Annotated in this window: 18 protein-coding genes; 17 read left to right on the top strand and 1 reads right to left on the bottom strand. The window is 39.3% G+C overall.

Going from position 1 to position 19492, the window contains the following annotated elements; genetic code table 11:
- Nucleotides 1–73 precede the first annotated feature (73 nt).
- From pyrH to BQ5341_RS08670, 10 genes are all read left to right on the top strand, one after another.
- Nucleotides 74–790, top strand: coding sequence for a UMP kinase (gene pyrH, locus BQ5341_RS08715; protein ID WP_071131609.1), 717 nt, complete (start codon nucleotides 74–76; stop codon nucleotides 788–790).
- 46 nt (nucleotides 791–836) lie between these two features.
- Nucleotides 837–1358, top strand: coding sequence for a ribosome recycling factor (frr, locus tag BQ5341_RS08710; protein WP_407920141.1), 522 nt, complete (start codon nucleotides 837–839; stop codon nucleotides 1356–1358).
- A gap of 323 nt (nucleotides 1359–1681) precedes the next feature.
- Complete coding sequence (gene thrS / locus BQ5341_RS08705) at nucleotides 1682–3619, top strand: threonine--tRNA ligase (RefSeq protein ID WP_071131607.1); 1938 nt, start codon at nucleotides 1682–1684, stop codon at nucleotides 3617–3619.
- Between the two features lie 166 nt (nucleotides 3620–3785).
- Nucleotides 3786–5921, top strand: coding sequence for a peptidoglycan D,D-transpeptidase FtsI family protein (locus BQ5341_RS08700; RefSeq protein ID WP_071131606.1), 2136 nt, complete (start codon nucleotides 3786–3788; stop codon nucleotides 5919–5921).
- A 77-nt stretch (nucleotides 5922–5998) separates the two neighbouring features.
- Nucleotides 5999–6148 (top strand): 50S ribosomal protein L33, encoded by a 150-nt coding sequence (gene rpmG / locus BQ5341_RS08695; RefSeq protein ID WP_071131605.1) that lies wholly within the window; start codon nucleotides 5999–6001, stop codon nucleotides 6146–6148.
- A 72-nt stretch (nucleotides 6149–6220) separates the two neighbouring features.
- Nucleotides 6221–6748 carry a 5-formyltetrahydrofolate cyclo-ligase gene (locus BQ5341_RS08690; protein WP_071131604.1) on the top strand — a complete coding sequence of 176 codons (528 nt, stop codon included), beginning with the start codon at nucleotides 6221–6223 and terminating at the stop codon, nucleotides 6746–6748.
- Between the two features lie 8 nt (nucleotides 6749–6756).
- The gene (locus tag BQ5341_RS08685) at nucleotides 6757–7470 is read left to right on the top strand and encodes a rhomboid family intramembrane serine protease (protein ID WP_071131603.1); all 714 of its coding nucleotides are present in this window, start codon (nucleotides 6757–6759) and stop codon (nucleotides 7468–7470) included.
- A gap of 13 nt (nucleotides 7471–7483) precedes the next feature.
- Entirely contained in the window at nucleotides 7484–7705 is a 222-nt protein-coding gene (locus BQ5341_RS08680; RefSeq protein ID WP_071131602.1) for a YqgQ family protein, read from the top strand.
- Nucleotides 7698–8672, top strand: a complete 975-nt coding sequence (locus tag BQ5341_RS08675) for an ROK family glucokinase (RefSeq protein ID WP_235836393.1) — start codon at nucleotides 7698–7700, stop codon at nucleotides 8670–8672. The genes BQ5341_RS08680 and BQ5341_RS08675 overlap by 8 nt, the downstream gene beginning before the upstream one ends.
- A 34-nt stretch (nucleotides 8673–8706) precedes the next feature.
- Nucleotides 8707–9090: a rhodanese-like domain-containing protein gene (locus BQ5341_RS08670; RefSeq protein ID WP_407920140.1), complete on the top strand. Its 384-nt coding sequence runs from the start codon at nucleotides 8707–8709 to the stop codon at nucleotides 9088–9090.
- 302 nt (nucleotides 9091–9392) lie between these two features.
- Here BQ5341_RS08670 and BQ5341_RS08665 read toward each other — a convergent pair whose 3' ends face one another.
- Nucleotides 9393–9560: a DUF3042 family protein gene (locus BQ5341_RS08665; RefSeq protein WP_071131600.1), complete on the bottom strand. Its 168-nt coding sequence runs from the start codon at nucleotides 9558–9560 to the stop codon at nucleotides 9393–9395.
- Nucleotides 9561–9678: 118 nt separating this feature from the next.
- Between BQ5341_RS08665 and BQ5341_RS08660 the strand changes: the two genes are divergently transcribed.
- From BQ5341_RS08660 to nifJ, 7 genes are all read left to right on the top strand, one after another.
- Nucleotides 9679–10395 carry a glycerophosphodiester phosphodiesterase family protein gene (locus BQ5341_RS08660; RefSeq protein WP_071131932.1) on the top strand — a complete coding sequence of 239 codons (717 nt, stop codon included), beginning with the start codon at nucleotides 9679–9681 and terminating at the stop codon, nucleotides 10393–10395.
- Complete coding sequence (gene miaA, locus BQ5341_RS08655) at nucleotides 10392–11261, top strand: tRNA (adenosine(37)-N6)-dimethylallyltransferase MiaA (RefSeq protein ID WP_071131599.1); 870 nt, start codon at nucleotides 10392–10394, stop codon at nucleotides 11259–11261. The genes BQ5341_RS08660 and miaA overlap by 4 nt, the downstream gene beginning before the upstream one ends.
- Before the next feature lie 10 nt (nucleotides 11262–11271).
- Nucleotides 11272–12531, top strand: a complete 1260-nt coding sequence (hflX, locus tag BQ5341_RS08650) for a GTPase HflX (RefSeq protein ID WP_071131598.1) — start codon at nucleotides 11272–11274, stop codon at nucleotides 12529–12531.
- Between the two features lie 34 nt (nucleotides 12532–12565).
- Entirely contained in the window at nucleotides 12566–13819 is a 1254-nt protein-coding gene (locus BQ5341_RS08645; RefSeq protein WP_071131597.1) for a methionine gamma-lyase family protein, read from the top strand.
- A gap of 135 nt (nucleotides 13820–13954) precedes the next feature.
- Nucleotides 13955–14323, top strand: a complete 369-nt coding sequence (locus BQ5341_RS08640) for a MerR family transcriptional regulator (protein ID WP_071131596.1) — start codon at nucleotides 13955–13957, stop codon at nucleotides 14321–14323.
- A gap of 5 nt (nucleotides 14324–14328) precedes the next feature.
- A complete protein-coding gene (gene glnA / locus BQ5341_RS08635) occupies nucleotides 14329–15660 on the top strand; it encodes a type I glutamate--ammonia ligase (RefSeq protein WP_407920128.1) in 1332 nt (443 codons plus the stop codon).
- A 131-nt stretch (nucleotides 15661–15791) separates the two neighbouring features.
- On the top strand, nucleotides 15792–19460 hold the full coding sequence (gene nifJ / locus BQ5341_RS08630) for a pyruvate:ferredoxin (flavodoxin) oxidoreductase (RefSeq protein ID WP_071131594.1): 3669 nt from the start codon (nucleotides 15792–15794) through the stop codon (nucleotides 19458–19460).
- Nucleotides 19461–19492 lie beyond the last annotated feature (32 nt).

The raw sequence follows: 19492 nt of genomic DNA, 5'->3' as shown, positions 1-19492 counted from the left end.
CCTTTTTTTAAAGTTTTTTTCAAATCGTGGTAGAATAAACTTAGAACAAACATAGATTGCGAGGATCTTTCAAGTGGAAAAACCAAAATACAAACGGATTATTTTAAAATTAAGTGGTGAAGCTTTAGCCGGACAAGACGGCTTTGGTATTAAACCGCCAGTCATTAAAGAAATTATTCAAGAAATCAAAGACGTCCATTCCCTCGGTGTGGAAATTGCGATTGTTGTCGGCGGCGGAAATATTTGGCGCGGCACCATTGGCGAACAAATGGGGATGGAGCGGGCGCAAGCTGATTACATGGGGATGCTAGCTACAGTTATGAATGCTTTAGCTTTGCAAGACACTTTGGAAAATGTTGGCGTACCAACCCGGGTGCAATCTTCAATTGAAATGCGCCAAATTGCTGAACCTTATATTCGGCGTCGGGCCATTCGTCATTTGGAAAAAGGACGGATTGTAATTTTTGCAGGTGGCACTGGAAATCCCTATTTCTCCACCGATACAACAGCTGCTTTACGAGCTGCGGAAATCGATGCAGATGTGATTTTAATGGCGAAAAATAATGTTGACGGCGTCTATTCTGCCGATCCTAAAATTGATAAAACGGCGACAAAATTTGCGGAACTAACTCATTTAGAAGTGATTTCTAAAGGACTTCACGTGATGGATTCTACCGCCAGCTCTTTATCAATGGATAATGATATTCCACTTGTAGTCTTCAATTTGAACGAACCTGGAAATATTCGTCGAGCAGTTTTAGGCGAAAATATTGGTACGACAGTAAAATAAGGAGGAAATAATTGTGGCTGATTTAAAAAAAGAAACAAAAGACAAAATGAAAAAAGCCGAAGAAAGTTTGCAACGTGAATTTGGACAAGTCCGGGCCGGACGCGCCAATGCTTCGTTGTTAGATCGGATTTCGGTGATGTATTATGGCGCACCAACGCCTCTTAATCAAATGGCATCCATTACCATTCCTGAAGCACGGGTCTTAATGGTGACACCTTTTGATAAAAGTATTATTGGTGATGTTGAAAAAGCAATTTTAGCTTCAGATTTAGGCATTTCACCTGCCAATGACGGCAATGTGATTCGTTTAGTAATTCCGCAACTGACAGAAGATCGTCGGAAAGAATTAGCTAAAGAAGTTAAAAAAATGGCTGAAAATGCTAAAATTGTTGTCCGCAACGAACGCCGTGACGCAATGGATAATATTAAAAAACAAAAAAGCAACAACGAAATTACGGAAGATGACCAACGGGATTTAGAAAAAGAAATCCAAGTTATCACCGATAACAGCATTAAAAATATCGACGATTTAACTGCGATTAAAGAAAAAGAATTGTTAGAAGTTTAATCCGAATTGAGATGAAAGGAAACATAGTGTTCAGCTGTGTTTTCTTTTTTTCACTTTTCCCTTGAAACTTTAGCGAATTAGTGGTTAAATGGGAAACATAAATCAGAAAAAGATACCGAAATAATTTGGACTTTTTAGAGAGGAAAACCTTGGCTGCAAGTTTTCTAAGAAAAATTTATTTTGACCACTTTTTTATTATGATTCGGGGCAGCTCGTTAAGACTTTGAAGGAAGCTTCGGCTTTAAATTTAGGTGGAACCACGTGAATACGTCCTAATTTGCATACGCAAATTAGGACTTTTTTTATTTTAAGGAGGAAGAAAGATGATTATTACTTTACCCGATGGCAGCAAAAAAGAATTTCCACAAGGATCAACAACGCTGGATGTTGCCAAATCAATTAGCAATTCATTAGCAAAAAAAGCTCTAGCCGGCAAATTTAATGGCGAACTGTTAGATCTTGTCCGCGTTTTACCAGGCGATGGCTCTTTAGAAATTATTACCCCAGACTCACCAGACGCTTTGCAATTATTGCGTCACTCAACAGCTCACTTAATGGCCAATGCTCTGCGCCGCTTGTATCCTCATATTCATTTGGGGGTGGGTCCAGCCATTGCTACTGGATTTTATTATGATACGGACAATCACGAACAACCGGTTACTGAAGCGGATTTAGAAAAAATTGAAGCTGAAATGAAAAAAATCGTTCGGGAAAATAATCCGATTGAACGGCTAGTTTTAACGAAAGACGAAGCACTAGCTATGTTTTCAGATGATCCTTATAAAGTAGAATTAATTACAGAATTACCAGCCGATGAAGAAATTACTGCTTATCGTCAAAAAGATTTCGTTGACTTATGCCGCGGACCACACGTGCCATCCACTGGCAAAATGCAAGTCTTCAAACTTTTGTCAGTAGCTGGAGCTTACTGGAGAGGGAAATCTGAAAATCAAATGATGCAACGGATTTACGGAACAGCCTTCTTTAACGAAAAAGATTTGAAAGAATTTATTCGGATGCAAGAAGAAGCTAAAGAACGTGATCATCGTAAATTAGGTAAAGAATTAGATTTATTTATGATTTCAAAAGAAGTTGGTTCCGGTTTGCCATTTTGGTTGCCAAAAGGTGCGACGATTCGCCGCGTTATTGAGCGTTACATTGTTGATAAAGAAATTTCTTTAGGTTACCAACATGTTTATACGCCAATTATGGCCAATGTGGATTTGTACAAAACAAGTGGTCACTGGGATCATTATCATGACGATATGTTTCCGCCAATGGACATGGGGGACGGTGAAATGTTAGTGTTGCGTCCTATGAACTGTCCGCACCATTGCATGGTTTATAAAAATGATATTCATTCTTATCGCGAATTACCTATTCGGATTGCTGAACTTGGCATGATGCATCGTTACGAAAAATCTGGTGCGCTATCTGGTTTGCAACGCGTGCGGGAAATGACTTTAAACGACGGTCACACTTACGTTCGTCCTGACCAAATTAAAGACGAATTTAAACGGACGCTTGATTTAATGGTGGCAGTTTACCATGATTTCAATATTAACGATTATACTTTCCGCTTGTCTTATCGTGATCCTGAAAATACGGAAAAATACTTTGACGATGATGCCATGTGGGACAACGCCCAAACAAAATTAAAAGCCGCCATGGATGAATTGCATTTGCCTTACACCGAAGCGATTGGTGAAGCAGCCTTTTACGGTCCAAAACTTGATGTCCAAGTGAAAACGGCCATTGGGATGGAAGAAACTTTATCTACTATCCAATTAGATTTCTTATTGCCAGAACGTTTTGATTTAACGTATGTTGGTGAAGACGGGGAAAATACGCATCGACCTGTAATGATTCACCGAGGAATTGTTTCAACTATGGAACGTTTCGTTGCTTACTTAACGGAACAATATAAAGGGGCATTCCCAACGTGGTTAGCACCTGTTCAAGCAGTGATTATTCCCGTTTCACTAGATGCTCATGCGGCTTACGCTGATGAAATTAAAGAACGCTTATTAGCACAAGGCATTCGCGTGGAAGTTGATTTGCGCAATGAAAAAATGGGCTATAAAATTCGTCAAGCGCAAAAACAAAAAGTGCCATATCAATTAGTTGTCGGCGACCAAGAAGTTAGCGAAGGATCGGTTAATGTCCGTCATTACGGCTCCAAAGAAACCCATTCAGAAAGTGCCGATATGTTTTTAGAAGCTTTGAATGCCGAAGTGAAAAATTATTCTCGGGAAGATTAAATTTTCTAAGAAAAAAATGCAAAATCAAAAGTAAAATCTCAAACAGTGGATGTTTTATGTCCACTGTTTGTTTTTTCTTCAAGTTTTTCTGAAGTTTCTAAGAGGCTCTAGAAATTTCTCGTAATTTCCGCTACAATGAGGAGGACTTTTAAAAAAGGAGCAAAACATGCCAAAAAATCGCTGGTTAAAAGAAAACACATCCAAAAAAAACAACGGGAAATCAAATGGAAAATCCCATATTCCCTTTCGCTTAAATTTTTTATTTTTTATAATTTTTGCGGCCTTTGTGGCTCTGATTGTACAACTTGCCTATTTGCAAATTGTTAACGGAGAAATGTTTCAAACGAGAATTGACGCTTCGTCTAAAAAAACTGTCGTTCAAGCGACACCTCGCGGGATGATTTACGATGTCAATGGGCAAGTACTAGTAGGAAATCAAGCAGTGCCCGCTATTACTTATACGAAAGGCTCTGGAACTACGGCTAGTCAAATGCGCGCAGTGGCAGAAAAATTAATTACTTTAATTGCCGTTCCAGAAGACAAAGGCATCACGCCGCGAGATTTAAAAGATTATTTTTTGGCCGAAACAAAGAATTATGACACCGTCCATGATCGTATTGCTGACAAAGATTTAAAAGATGAGCATGGCGATAATTTATCAGAAGGCCAAATTTATCAAAAAGTGGTGGACAATGTCACCGACGAAGAAATTACGTTTGATGCCACCCAAGTTGCTGCAGCCACTTTATTTAAACGAATGAATGCCGCGTACTCTTTAACGACGATTTTTTTGAAAAATGAAGGAGTCACCGATCAAGAAATTGCCGTGATTGGCGAACGAGCACAAGAAATTCCTGGAGTAGCTGCTGGAACGGATTGGCAACGGGAATATCCATTTGGTTCGACTTTGCGTTCTGTTTTAGGAACAGTTTCCACCGAAAAAACCGGTTTGCCTGCTGAACTGGCTGATAAATATTTGGCGTTAGGTTACGCTATGAATGATCGGGTGGGGACGAGTTTTCTAGAAGCTCAGTACGAACAAGCGCTGCAAGGAACCAAGGCGCAAAATCAAGTGGAAGTTAATGCTAACGGTGAAATTATTAATCAAGTACAAACTTTTGCCGGACAAAAAGGTGAAAATCTTGTATCCACCATTGATATCACTTTCCAACAAAAAGTGGAAGAAATTTTAAATCGTTATTATACCGATATGATTGCTCAGAAAAAAACCACGTATTCTGATGGGATTTATGCGGTGGCGATGGATCCGAATACAGGTGATGTTTTGGCGATGGCAGGACTGGATCATAATTTAGTAACCGATGAACTTACCAATAATCCATTATCGACGATTAATAATGTTTTTGTTCCCGGATCGGTCATTAAAGGAGCGACGGTCGCTTCTGGTTATCAAAATGGCGTCTTAGCTGAAAATCAAGTTTTTATTGACCAACCGCTGCAATTTTCCGGCACGCCGATTAAAGCTTCCATTTATAATAAAACGATTGGCACGCAAATTCCCATGGATACCGTGCGGGCGCTGGGGCAATCGTCCAACGTTTACATGATGAACATTGCACTTTCTTTGATGGGGGTAAGTTATACGCCAAATATGGGTTTGCCAAATGATTTAAGTGTTTTTGACAAACTACGATCAACTTATGCGCAATTTGGTTTAGGTTCGGCAACGGGTTTAGATGTGCCAAATTATTCTAACGGCTTAGTGACACCGACGCAAAACTTTTTAGAAGGCGATGGCACAACCATTACGCCAGGATCGATGGGACTAGCGCTTGACTTATCGTTTGGTAACTACGATAACTACACAACGATGCAACTGGCTCAATATGCTTCAACCATTGCTACTAGTGGGAAACGTTACGCCCCGCGTTTAGTCAAAGGCATTTATGCCAACGATGAAGCTGGCCAACTTGGCGCCGTGTCTGAAAATTTCCAACCGCAACTTTTGAACACTGTTTCTTTAGAAGCTAGTCAATGGCAAATTATTCACGATGGTTTTTATGCAACGACTCATGAAAGTTATGGGACAGCTCGTTCCATTTTAGCTGGCGCTCAATATGATGTGGCTGCTAAAACCGGGACCGCTGAAACTTATTATTTCCCAGGAGACGGCACGCAACATGCGGCGATTAACTCTTCCCTTGTGGCCTATGCACCAGCGGATAATCCTAAAATTACGATTGCGGTGATGTTGCCTCATTTAACTGATTCCTCAGGTGGATTTAGTCAAAATGTCGGCAAAGAAATTCTTGATGCTTATTACGACTTATACGAAAAATAAAAAAAAGCTAGGCAAAAATTTCCATTTATGATAAGATAGTCAAGTAGAACACATTGACAGTTGAAGGAGGAGAAAAAATGCGCGTCCATATTACTTTAGAATGTACAGAATGCAAAGAACGGAATTACTTATCAAGCAAAAACAAACGGAACCATCCAGACCGTTTGGAAGTTAAAAAATATTGCCCAAGAGAACGTAAAGTTACGTTACACCGGGAAACTAAATAATAAAGAAAAACTAGCAGCCGTTGTGGTGGCTAGTTTTTTTACATATAAATTTGTATAATAAGTAGGTGAACCATGAAAAAAGAATTACGGCTAGAAATGCTAGAAAAATTAAAGGCGTTAGCTGGTGATCGCAAAAAATTAAGTCGAGCAGAAAAAATTCAAAAAGATTTTTTAGCCAGTACTTATTTTAAAGAAGCGCAAGTGATTGGTTTTTATTTGCCTAGTGAAATTGAGATTCCTTTAGATAAAATATTTTCTGCAGGATTACATGCCGGAAAAATCATGGCCGCGCCAATTGCTAAAAATCACCAAATGCACTTTTTTCAAGTGACTGAAAAAACAAAATTTAATCGCTCGACATTTGGCGTCTTAGAACCAGAGCCGGAAAAACCAATTGCTAAAGCTTCGTTAGATGTATTAATTGTGCCAGGTTTGTTATTTACTGAAGAAGGCTATCGGATTGGTTTTGGGGGCGGGTATTATGATCGCTTCTTGAGCGATTTTAAAGGGGTTACGGTCAGCTTAATTTTTAAAGAGCAACTAGGCGTGTTTCCACCAGAGTCATTCGATCAAAAAATACAAAAATTATTTATTGGATAGGAGCAAAAATGAATAAGACGAGATTTAGCCGAAATTTCTCGGCGCGGCCTTTTGTCATGTACGGATTATTATTGTTCCAAACAGTGATGATGCTTTGGATGGAAATAGACGGTCTTGGTTATGGCGGATCGGAAAATATTTCTGTGCTCTTGCGTTTTGGGGCGATGGAACGAGGCTCGATTATTATTAATCATGAATATTGGCGTTTTATTATGCCGATGTTTTTGCATATTGGTTGGGCGCATTTTGCCATAAACTCAGTCACCCTTTATTTTATCGGCCAACAAGTAGAAACAGTTTACGGGCATTGGCGCTTTTTGGTGATTTATTTGCTCAGTGGGATCGCCGGGAATGTCTTGAGCTTTGCTTTAGGACAACCTAACACCATTTCAGCGGGGGCTTCCACGGCGTTATTTGGAATGTTTGGCGCTTTTGTGATTTTAGGGCGCATTTATCGTAATAATCCGGCGGTAAAAATGTTGGTCCAACGCTATTTGACGTTTATTGTGATGAACTTGATATTTAATTTATTCAGTTCTAGTGTCGATATGATGGGCCATATTGGTGGACTTTTAGGCGGTGTTCTAGTGAGTCTGGCCGTTGCCGTGCCGGTGAAAGGAAAAGTAAATATTCATGAGCGGATTGTTGCCGGAATTTTATTTGTCGCTTTAATCGGAATTTTATTCATCTATGGTTTTAAAAAGTACGGGTTCAGTTTATAATGGGGGAAGTGCCATGAAGACTTTATATGACGTACAGCAGGTCCTCAAAAAATTTGGAATTTTTGTTTATTTGGGGAATCGTTTGTTCGATATCGAGCTGATGGAAATTGAATTTAGAAAATTATATGAAGGCCGCTTAATTGACGAGAAGTTATTTCGCTCAGGGATATTAGTCTTGAAACGAGAACATCGCCTAGAAGAAAAGCGCCAAAGAGAGGATGAAACAGTTGGCTGAAGAAAAATTATTGGGCATCGATTTGGGAGGAACGACGGCCAAATTTGCCATTTTAACCCAAGAAGGCGATATCCAACAAAAATGGACTATCGAAACGAATATTTTAGACGATGGGATTCATATTGTTGACGATATTATTGCGTCGATTAAACACCGCTTAAATTTATATCAAATGACCGCCGAAGATTTCGTTGGTATTGGCATGGGTTCCCCGGGAGTAATTGATCGAAAAGCTGGAACTGTGGTTGGTGCGTACAATTTAAATTGGGCAACTTTGCAACCAGTGAAAGAAAAAATGGAAAAAGCATTAGGAATTCCATTTGCCATTGATAATGATGCCAATGTGGCCGCACTTGGCGAACGCTGGCAAGGGGCGGGTGAAAATTCTCCTGATGTAACTTTTATTACTTTAGGCACAGGCGTTGGTGGCGGAATTGTGGCAGAAGGACATCTTCTTCACGGTGTAGTCGGCGCAGCAGGCGAGATTGGTCATATTACAGTTGATCCTGATGGCTTTATGTGTACTTGCGGCAAACGTGGCTGTTTAGAAACAGTGGCCTCTGCTACTGGTGTTGTTCGGGTGGCGCGGAAAATGTCTGAAGAATTTGCCGGCGACTCAGAAATTAAACAGCAAATTGATGATGGGGAAGATATTTCTTCTAAAGATATTTTTGATGCGGCTCAAGAAGGCGATCATTTTGCCTTATTAGTTGTGGATAAAGTTTGCTATTATTTGGGACTAGCCACCGGAAATATCGGCAATATGCTGAATCCATCTGATATCGTCATTGGCGGAGGCGTGAGTGCCGCTGGAGAATTTTTATTAGAACGGGTTCAAAAATATTTTGAACAATTTTCATTTACACAAGTGCGAGAAAGCACGCATTTAAAACTTGCACAACTAGGAAACGACGCCGGTGTCATTGGGGCAGCTTCGTTAGCATTACAATTTTTGGGAGGAAAATAATTTGTTACAATTATCATTATTAGCAATACGCTCAATTACCGTAGTAAATATTATTTTGATAGCGGTGATTTTAGTTTGGGGCGGATATGATCTGTATTTGCGCTTGATGGGCAAAATGTCAGCCACAACGATTGAAGAAGATGAATTTAAAGAAGGCATGCGCAAAGCACAAGTCTTAGATTTACGGGAAAAAGACGAATTTCGCGGCGGCCATATTTTAGGCGCCCGCAATATGCCTTACACCCAATTTAAAACATTGATGACCTCCATTCGTCGCGACCAACCCATTTACTTATACGACACAAAAAAAACATTATCCATTCGAGCAGCTTTCAAGTTAAAAAAAGCCGGTTTTGAAAATATCTACATCTTAAAAGGCGGCTTCCGCAACTGGACCGGCAAAGTAAAACAAGGCTAAGGTTGAAAAAAAAGCGGGTTGTGCTGTAGAGAATTAGGAAAATTTTTGGAAAATCATGAAGTTGGATTTTTTAAAATTTTATCTATTCTCCTAAGCACAGCATTTATTTCACCGATAAACAAGGTTGAAAAAAATGCGAATAATTCCGTAGTAAATTAGGAAAATGGTGAATGAGTGCAAAGCACTCAGTAGGCATTTTGTCTATTTACCTAGGAATTGCATTTATTTCACCGATAAACAAGGCTGAAAAAATCTAAACACAAAAAAAGCTACGACTTTTTAAAGTCGCAGCTTTTTTGTGTTTAACGGGCAAAACTTTTACGATGAGCTTTTTGCCGTTTGTCATATAAAATATCTTCTTTTTCTTCAAGCGGAGCGATGACATTTTTTTTCACGCAATAGGCAAATGCAGCCGCCGTTCCTACTGTAATGGCACTTCCTACTAATACGCCGACGAAAAATTTTTTCATGATTCTTCCTCCTTTTTATTCCTTACATTAAGTATGCACTCAATTTGTAAAAAAGAAAAGTTTCAGGGTTTTTAAATATCAAAATTATTGATAAGATAGGGATAGGAGGTGAATGCAAATGGAAATTTTTGCTCACCGAGGAAGTAGCGCTCATTTTCCAGAAAATACAAAGGAAAGTTTTGCCGATGCGCTAAATTATGCGGATGGATTAGAGTTAGATGTTCACGTTTCAAGTGACCAACAATTAGTAGTGATTCACGATGAATCCGTCGATCGCACCAGTGATGGTAAAGGTTTAGTCCGAAAAATGACCTTGAGCCAGCTGCAACAATTAAATATTGGTTCGACAAATCATCCTAGCACCATCATGACGCTGCCAGAAGTCTTACATTTTTTACAGCAAAAAAAATTTACCGGCACATTGAATATTGAAGCCAAAACGAATAAATTTGCTTATCCAACGTTGGTGCCTTTACTAGTAGAAGCTTTGAATAAGCAAGATTGGTCGTTTTCTATTTTAATTTCTAGTTTTAATTTAGAGACGTTACTGGCCATTCACGAAGAAAAACCGGCATTATCTTTGGCACTTTTAGCTAGCCACAATCAAAGAAAAATTGCCAAAGTCTTAAAGTATCCCTTTATCACTAGTTTGCATCCTGATTTTTTATGGGTGCAGCGCCAAGCAAGTGAAATAGCTTTGTTCCCAAAATTAATTCGTCCGTGGACCGTTAATACGAAAAAAGATTTGCTCTATGCCAAACATTTAGGCCTAAGTGCGATTATTACCGATTACCCGAAAGAGGCGCGGGAAGCCATCTGGAAAGGACGTCTATGAAAAAAATAATTGTCGTTGTTGGACCAACCGCTGTAGGAAAAACGGCTTTAAGTATTGAAATCGCCCAACTGTTTTTAGGCGAAATTATTTCCGGCGATTCGATGCAAGTTTATGAAAATTTGCCGATTGGTACCAATCAAGTGTCTTTAGATGAACAACAAGGCGTTCCTCACCACTTGTTAAATTTTTTACCGTGGGATCAAAATTATTCAGCTTTTGATTTTCAAAAAGCGGCAAATGAAAAAATAAAAGAAATTGAAGAACGTGGCCATTTACCGATGATTGTTGGTGGTACCGGTCTTTACGTGCAAGCTTTGCTAGAAGGATTTTCGGTGACGGATCAATTAGCAACATCGACGAGTCAACAAGAAAACGCGTGGGATAAATTACAAAAAAAAGATCCCCAGCTCGCCGCCACCACTCATCCTAATAATCAGCGGCGGATCACTCGTGCACTAGATCGGAAAATAACTACCCGAGCAGATCCCGGGTTTGATATTTTTTTCATTCCGTTAACTTTGCCACGTCCGACACTTTATGAGCGGATCAATCAACGAGTGGATGAAATGATGACAGAGGGCTTGTTACAAGAAGCAGAAAAATTATATCATTTTCAAAAAGAAAATTTTCAAGAGAAACGAACCGTTTTACAAGCGATTGGCTATAAAGAATTTTTCCCTTATTTTGCAGGGGAGATTTCTTTAACTGAAGCAATAGAATTAGTGAAACGCAATTCTCGTCGCTATGCCAAACGCCAAATCACCTGGTTTAAAAATCGGATGGATTTAACTTTTTATCAGCTGGACGAGCCAGGGGTAAAAGAGGAAATTCTCAACCAGCTTAGTCAATGGCTAAAGCAGGAGTAAAGGAGAAACTATGGAAGAACAAGAAAAAGTAATTTTGGTCGGGGTAGAAACAGCAGGACAGACCGACTTTTTAGCTTCAATGGAAGAACTGGCTAATTTAACGCAAACGGCAAATGGTCAAGTGGTGGAAACCCTGACTCAAAAAAGACAAAATTTTGACCGTAAAACTTTAATTGGTTCTGGAAAATTACAAGAGCTTGAAAATATGGTGGAAGCCCATGAGGCCGACTTAGTTATTTTCAACCAAGAATTATCGCCGCGCCAAGGACAATATTTAAGTGAGCAGTTAGGTGTTAAAGTTATCGATCGCATTCAATTAATTTTAGACATTTTTGCGTTGCGAGCCCATTCCAAAGAAGGAAAATTGCAAGTTGAACTAGCTCAGTTAAATTATTTATTGCCAAGATTAAGCGGGATGGGAACGAGTTTGTCTCGTCTTGGGGCCGGGATTGGTACCCGCGGACCCGGGGAGTCTAAATTAGAATCGGATCGCCGTCATATTCGCGATAAAATTTTGCAAATTAAACGCGAAGTACAAGAGGTCGGGCGTAAACGTCAAGTCGCTCGGCAAAAACGACTTTCCGGCTCAACGTTTAGAATTGGTTTATTAGGATATACTAACGCTGGTAAATCTTCTATTTTAAATTTATTAACTGAAACAAATACTTACGAAGAGGATCAATTATTTGCCACATTGGATCCGTTAACGAAACGCTGGCGTTTTCCACAAGGATTTGAAGTGACCGTTACTGACACGGTTGGCTTTATTCAAGATTTGCCCACCCAATTGATTGATGCTTTTCAATCGACTTTAGAAGAGAGTGCGGAGATGGATTTATTATTGCATGTCGTCGATGCCGCCAGTCCCACGCGTTTAAGCCAAGAAGAAACCGTGTTGGGCTTGCTGAAAGATTTAGATTTAATGGAAATTCCTCGTTTAACGGTCTATAATAAAGCTGATTTGTTAGGTGATGAATCATTTGTCCCGACGCTTTTTCCTAATTGTCTCATTTCCACAAGGTCAGAAAATGGCCGCGAAATATTAACTACGGCAGTGAAAAGAGAAATGTTAGAAATTTTGGAACCATACGTAGTGGTGATTGCGGCTAATCAAGGAGATAAGTTGGCTCGTTTGAAAACAGAAACCTTGATTGTCCAAGAAAATTTTGATGAAGAAACTGAACGCTATCAAATAAAAGGTTTCGCCAAAAAAAATATGCCACTGATTGAAAGAAACGATGCTTCAGATGACGAGAAAAACGCCAACTAAAATAAAGGAAGTGAAAGACGATTATCGTCTGAAGATGAATTGGAATAAAAATTTCTCAAAAGAACTCCAAGAAAAAATTAATGAAGCTCAAGTAAAAATTGCTCTACAAATAGAAAGTTTAGAGAATATTGCTTTAGAAAATCAAGCCAAAGTACTACAAGCTTTTAATCACGCGCAAATTTCTGAAACCCACTTTGCGCCGTCTACAGGTTACGGTTACGACGACTTAGGGCGAGATGCGTTAGAAAAAGTTTATGCGGAAGTTTTTGGCGCTGAAAAAGCCATGGTTCGCCCGCAAATTATTTCTGGCACTCATGCGATTTCCACTGCTCTATTTGGCGTTTTACGGCCAGGAGATAAATTATTGTATTTGACAGGAACGCCTTATGACACGTTAATGGAAGTCATCGGCTTGACGGGTTCTGGCATTGGCTCTTTAAAAGAATGGGGCATTACTTACGACCAAGTGGACTTGTTAGAAAATGGTGAAGTTGATTTTACCCAACTAGCCGAAAAATTAACGCCAGACGTTAAAGTTGTCGCTTTGCAACGTTCATGTGGTTATGCCGATCGTGCTTCTTTTACCATTGAAAGAATGGCGGAAATGGTCAAAAAAATTCGCGAACTTTCCCAATCGGTTATTATTTTTGCCGATAATTGTTATGGCGAATTTTCTGAAGTCTTAGAACCAACCGATGTCGGTGTGGATTTAATGGCCGGCTCTTTAATTAAAAATCCTGGCGGTGGCATTGCTAAAACGGGTGGCTATATTGCTGGGCGAAGTGATTTAGTAGAAATGTGTGGTTATCGTTTAACTACACCAGGCGTTGGTTTAGAAACCGGTGCAATGTTAGATACGGTTCCTACGATGTTGCAAGGATTTTTCCTAGCACCTCACACGGTTAGCCAAGCAATTAAAGGGGCCGTCTTTACGGCAGCTTTATTAGATTTGCATGGAGTGGTGACAAGTCCGCGTTGGGACGAACCTAGAACGGATTTAATTCAGCGAATTGCTCTAAATGAAAAAGAAGCGATGATTACTTTTTGCCAAGAAATTCAAAAATATTCGCCAGTAGATGCCAACGTCTTACCAATTCCTTCTGAAATGCCAGGTTACGACGATCAAATAATTATGGCCGCCGGAACTTTTATTCAAGGCGCCAGCATTGAATTATCTAGTGACGGTCCGATTCGCCCGCCATATATTTTATATTTGCAAGGTGGATTAACTTACGAACATGTAAAACTGGCAGTTTGCCAAGCAGTCAATGAAGTGTATTACCAATAAAAAAGATGACCTTCCAAAAAAATTTTGGGAGGTCTTTTTTTCATGTCAGAAAACCTCACATGAAAACTTGACAAATTTTTTATCAGTTGGTATAGTAACCAATGTAAATGATAATTTTTAAAGGCAGGGGGCATTATGAGAGAAAAAGAATTGCGCCGATCGTTGGCCGTTTTTCCAATTGGTACGGTTATTTCTTTAACCGATTTAACGGCTCGGAAAATTCGTTATTATGAAGATCAAGGATTAATTGAACCCGTTCGTTCCAGTGGCAATCGCCGACTTTATTCCCTCAATGATCTAGATCGTTTATTAGAGATCAAAGATTATTTGACAGAAGGCTTGAACATGGCGGGAATAAAATTATTGTATCAACAAAAAAAAGCACAAAAGCAGTCTCAAGCAACACAGCTCACCGATGAAGAAGTTCGAAAAATTTTATATGATGAAATCGCCCAACAAGGCGGACTAGGGCCAGTCAATCCCTTAATAAACCGTAAAGGATGATCAAGATGAAAACAAAAGATCAAATTATTAAATTAGTTGAAGAAGAAAATGTACGTTTCTTGCGTTTAATGTTTACTGACATTATGGGCACGATTAAAAATGTCGAAGTACCCATTAGCCAATTAGAAAAAGTATTAGACGATAAAATGATGTTTGACGGCTCTTCCATCGAAGGATTCGTCCGGATTGAAGAGTCCGATATGTATTTGTATCCTGATTTAAATACGTTTATGATTTTTCCTTGGGAGAATGCCCATGGTAAAGTCGCTCGTTTGATTTGTGATATTTATAATCCAGATGGCACCCCTTTTGCAGGCGATCCTCGGGGGAATTTAAAACGAGCCATTAAACATATGGAAACATTAGGATTTTCTTCTTTTAAATTAGGACCTGAACCAGAATTTTTCCTATTTAAATTAGATGAAAAAGGTGAAATCACTTTAAATTTAAATGACAAAGGATCTTATTTTGACTTTGCCCCTATGGATTTAGGTGAAAATTGCCGCCGCGATATTGTTTTAGAGTTAGAACATCTTGGTTTTGAAGTGGAAGCAAGCCATCATGAAGCCGCGCCTGGCCAACATGAAATTGATTTTAAATATGCCGACGTGCTTGACGCCTGTGATAATATTCAAACCTTTAAATTAGTTGTCAAAACAATCGCGCGCAAACACGGACTTCACGCCACGTTTATGCCTAAACCACTTTATGGCATTAATGGTAGCGGGATGCATTGCAATATGAGTTTATTTCATACAGATGGCACGAATGCTTTTTATGATCCAGAAAATGAAGCTGGATTGTCTCAAACGGCTTATCAATTTTTAGCTGGACTTTTGGAACATGCCAGAGGTTATACGGCGATTTGTAATCCAACGGTAAATTCTTACAAACGATTGGTGCCTGGTTATGAAGCGCCAGTTTATGTTGCTTGGAGTGGGCATAATCGCTCACCTTTAGTGCGAGTTCCAGAATCTCGCGGCTTATCCACGCGTTTAGAATTACGTTCCGTCGATCCAGCGGCGAATCCTTATTTAGCAATGGCCGTTTTACTTGAAGCAGGACTTGATGGCGTGGTGAATCAAATGGAACCGCCTGTTGGGATTGATCGAAATATTTATGGCATGACTGAAGCCGAACGCAAAGAAAATGGTATTGAAGATTTGCCTTCAACGCTCCACAACGCGATTAAAGTATTGCGTGAAGATGAAGTTGTTAAAGAGGCACTTGGCAGCCATATTTTAAATAATTTTGTCGAAGCTAAAAAGATGGAGTGGGCAGCTTTCCGTCAAACGGTTTCCGAATGGGAACGCGAACAATATTTGGAACTATATTAAAATAATCAATTGAAAAAGGTTATGGAAAAGATTTTCTTTTTCCATAACCTTTTTAGTCTTTATTTGAATTTGTGAAATTTTGGACTATAATGAAGAGGAAGTAAAATTTAAAAAATTAGGAGTCTTAATCGATGCGAAAAAAAGAGACAATGGATGGGAATACAGCAGCAGCTTATATCTCATATGCTTTCACAGAGTTAGCAGCAATCTATCCAATTACCCCTAGTTCCACCATGGCTGAGTTAGTGGACGAGTGGGCCAGTGTCGGGCGCCAAAATTTATTCGGACAACCAGTTAAAGTCGTGGAAATGCAATCTGAAGCAGGAGCTGCCGGTGTTTTGCACGGCTCTTTGAAAACAGGCGCACTTTCCAGCACGTATACAGCTTCACAAGGATTATTATTAATGATTCCCGATATGTATAAAATGGCTGGCGAATTGTTACCAGCAGTCTTTCATGTGGCAGCAAGAGCCGTCACCAGTAACGCGCTAAGTATTTTTGGTGATCATTCCGACGTTATGGCCGCTCGCCAAACAGGAGTGGCGATGCTAGCAGAATCTTCTGTTCAAGAAGTGATGGATTTAACAGCGGTAGCGCATTTGGCAGCTATTGAAGGACGATTACCATTTATTAATTTCTTTGACGGATTTCGGACGAGTCATGAAATTCAAAAAATTGAAGTGATTGATTATGAAGAATTGGCGCCACTTTTAAATCAAAAATCTTTGGCTGAATTTAAAAATAAAGCCATGAATCCTAATCATCCTACCGTCAGCGGGACCAACCAACCGCCAGAAATCTTTTTCCAACAAAGAGAAACGGTCAATTCATATTATGATCAGTTGCCAGCAATGGTTAGCCATTATATGGAAAAAATCAACGAATTGCGGGGCACAAATTATGATTTAGTCAATTATTATGGTGACCCTGAAGCTACCGAAGTGATTATTTCGATGGGTAGTGTCGGTCCGATTATTGAACAAACAGTGGATTATTTGCGTAAACAAGGACGCAAAGTAGGATTTTTAAATATTCATTTGTATCGCCCATTTCCAATTGAAAAATTATTAAGTATAATGCCTAATACCGTGGAAAAAATTGCCGTCTTAGACCGGACAAAAGAACCAGGGGCTGGTGGCGAACCACTTTTATTAGATGTTCAAAGTGCTTTTTATGATGCAAAAACACATCCCGTGATTATCGGCGGGCGTTATGGTTTAGGTTCAAAAGATGTTTTACCTAATCATATTGTCGCAGTTTACGATGAATTGGCGAAATCTCAGTCCCAAATGAAAACTCGTTTTACAGTGGGGATTGACGATGACTTGACCCACTTGAGTTTACCGCAAACACCGATTTTAGATTTAACGAATCCGCAAACTTTCCAAGCAAAATTCTGGGGCTTTGGTTCAGATGGAACAGTGGGAGCGAATAAATCAGCTATTAAAATTATCGGAAATAACACGGATAAATTTGCCCAAGGCTATTTTTATTATGATTCCAAAAAATCTGGCGGCTTAACGGTTTCTCATTTACGTTTTGGTGATACGCCCATTCGTTCCAGTTATTTAATTGAACATGCTGATTTTATTGCTTGTCATACGGCATCTTATTTACATTTGTATGATTTGACTAAAGGATTAAAACCTGGCGGCACATTTTTACTGAATACCGTTTGGAATGATCAACAATTAGCACAAAATTTACCAGCCAAACTTAAAAAATATTTAGCCGAAAATCAAATTCAATTTTATACGATTGATGCGGTTAGCTTAGCTCAAAATTTGGGATTAGGTCGACGGATTAATACAGCAATGGAAACGGCCTTTTTCAAATTAGCGGAAATTATTCCTTTTGAAGAAGTATTATCCATTTTAAAAGAGTCCGCTCAAAAAGCGTACGGAAAAAAATCGCAAGCTATAGTTGAGAAAAATATTGCCGCCATCGATGGGGCAGTCGCCTTATTGCACCGGGTGGATGTGCCAGAAGATTGGGCACAAGCAGTGGAAATTCAAAAAGAATTACCAAGTCATCTGCCAAAATTCTTCTATGAAATTAGCGAACCCGTCAATGCGCTAGAAGGCGAATCAATTTCAGTGAAAGATTTGGCTGACCACGGTTTAACAGAAGGCGCCATGCCTGTGGGGACGACGCAATATGAAAAACGGGGAATTGCTTTAGAAGTTCCTGAATGGAATGCGGACTTTTGTATTCAATGTAATGAATGTGCCTTTGTTTGTCCTCATGCGGCGATTCGTCCATTTTTAGCTAATGAAAAGGAAATGGAAGAAGCACCAGAAGGATTTATTGTTAAAACCATGAAAGGTTCAGACGGACTTTTGTATCGGATTCAAGTTTCTATTGAAGATTGTACCGGTTGCGGTTTGTGTGTCGAAGCTTGTCCAAAAGCTGGCGCTGCTTTAAAAATGATGCCTTACGAAACGCAAAAAGAAGAAGCGATGGATTGGGCTTTTGCCATGACTTTAAATGCTAAAGAAAATCCAATCAAAAATAATAATACCGTCTTAGCAACGCAATTTAATAAACCTTTATTTGAATTTTCTTCTGCTTGTTCTGGTTGTGGAGAAACCCCTTATTTGAAATTACTTACTCAAATGTTCGGCGATCGGATGATGATTTCTAATGCGACGGGTTGTTCTTCTATTTACGGGGGATCTTTCCCAGTAACGCCTTATACGAAAAATGATCAAGGACAAGGTCCAGCCTGGTCAAATTCTTTATTTGAAGATAATGCTGAATTTGGTTTTGGGATGTATTTAGCCAATCAAACACGGCGGGAAAAATTAGCCCAAGATTTAATTGCTTATGCTAAAGAAAGTTCTGAAGAAATTCAAGTGCTAATTAGTGATTGGTTGGAACATTTTTCAACAGGCGAAGGAACGCGTCAAAGAGCAGAAAAATTATTGGCAGCTTTAACTGCTGAAAATGAGCAAAGACCAACCACACATCTCCTGCATTTATTAGAACAAAAAGATCAATTTGCTAAACCATCTCAATGGTTAATTGGTGGCGATGGTTGGGCATATGATATTGGTTTTGGCGGAATTGATCATGTGTTAGCAACTGGTGAAGATGTAAATATTTTAGTACTAGATAACGAGGTATACGCCAATACTGGTGGTCAAACTTCAAAAGCTACACCAACTTCAGCAATTGCCAAGTTTGCTTCTTCTGGTAAATATTTTGGGAAAAAAGATTTAGGCATGATGGCTATGAGCTATGGCAATATTTATGTAGCGCAAATTGCTTCCGGTGCCAATCAAATGCAAACCATTCGCGCCTTTGAAGAAGCGGAGAAATTCCCTGGACCATCATTAATTATTGCTTATGTTCCTTGTATCAATCACGGTTTGAAAGCTGGCATGAGCCAAACATTGGCTGAAGCCAAAGAAGCTGTGGAATCTGGTTACTGGTCATTGTATCGATATAATCCTCTATTAGAAGAAAATGGAAAAGTGCCGATGGTTTTAGATTTCAAGAAACCTGATTTTTCATTGATGCCTGATTTTATGCGCAAACAAACGCGCTTTTCAGCTTTAGAAACGACTAATCCAGATCAAGCCGGGCAACTTTTTGCTAAAACGGTCAGTGATGCCAAACGGCGATTTTATAGTTATGCACGCTTAACGGGCCAAGAAGAAAAAATTCGCCAACGGATTGAAAAAAACGAACAAAAAGTTGAAGTCGTAGAAAGTTCATCAACTGAAGGAAACACTGCAGTAGACGAAAAAGAAGCACGTCGTTTAGCTCGCCGAGCAAAACGCCACGAAAAAGAATAAAAAATGGAATAAAACAAAAAACTGAGTCAAAA

The sequence above is a fragment of the Enterococcus timonensis genome (assembly GCF_900104595.1).
GTDB classification, from domain to species: Bacteria; Bacillota; Bacilli; order Lactobacillales; family Enterococcaceae; genus Enterococcus_J; species Enterococcus_J timonensis.
The sequence above is the reverse complement of the archived record's forward strand: the minus strand, read 5'-3'. Positions and strand labels throughout refer to the sequence as shown.

Excerpts from the sequence above, each read along its gene's own strand:
- frr (WP_407920141.1), top strand. The coding sequence starts at position 837 with ATGAAAAAAGCCGAAGAAAGTTTGCAACGTGAATTTGGACAAGTCCGG.
- thrS (WP_071131607.1), top strand. The coding sequence starts at position 1,682 with ATGATTATTACTTTACCCGATGGCAGCAAAAAAGAATTTCCACAAGGA.
- BQ5341_RS08700 (WP_071131606.1), top strand. The coding sequence starts at position 3,786 with ATGCCAAAAAATCGCTGGTTAAAAGAAAACACATCCAAAAAAAACAAC.
- rpmG (WP_071131605.1), top strand. The coding sequence starts at position 5,999 with ATGCGCGTCCATATTACTTTAGAATGTACAGAATGCAAAGAACGGAAT.
- BQ5341_RS08690 (WP_071131604.1), top strand. The coding sequence starts at position 6,221 with ATGAAAAAAGAATTACGGCTAGAAATGCTAGAAAAATTAAAGGCGTTA.
- BQ5341_RS08685 (WP_071131603.1), top strand. The coding sequence starts at position 6,757 with ATGAATAAGACGAGATTTAGCCGAAATTTCTCGGCGCGGCCTTTTGTC.
- BQ5341_RS08680 (WP_071131602.1), top strand. The coding sequence starts at position 7,484 with ATGAAGACTTTATATGACGTACAGCAGGTCCTCAAAAAATTTGGAATT.
- BQ5341_RS08665 (WP_071131600.1), bottom strand. The coding sequence starts at position 9,560 with ATGAAAAAATTTTTCGTCGGCGTATTAGTAGGAAGTGCCATTACAGTA.
- BQ5341_RS08660 (WP_071131932.1), top strand. The coding sequence starts at position 9,679 with ATGGAAATTTTTGCTCACCGAGGAAGTAGCGCTCATTTTCCAGAAAAT.
- miaA (WP_071131599.1), top strand. The coding sequence starts at position 10,392 with ATGAAAAAAATAATTGTCGTTGTTGGACCAACCGCTGTAGGAAAAACG.
- hflX (WP_071131598.1), top strand. The coding sequence starts at position 11,272 with ATGGAAGAACAAGAAAAAGTAATTTTGGTCGGGGTAGAAACAGCAGGA.
- BQ5341_RS08645 (WP_071131597.1), top strand. The coding sequence starts at position 12,566 with ATGAATTGGAATAAAAATTTCTCAAAAGAACTCCAAGAAAAAATTAAT.
- BQ5341_RS08640 (WP_071131596.1), top strand. The coding sequence starts at position 13,955 with ATGAGAGAAAAAGAATTGCGCCGATCGTTGGCCGTTTTTCCAATTGGT.
- glnA (WP_407920128.1), top strand. The coding sequence starts at position 14,329 with ATGAAAACAAAAGATCAAATTATTAAATTAGTTGAAGAAGAAAATGTA.
- nifJ (WP_071131594.1), top strand. The coding sequence starts at position 15,792 with ATGCGAAAAAAAGAGACAATGGATGGGAATACAGCAGCAGCTTATATC.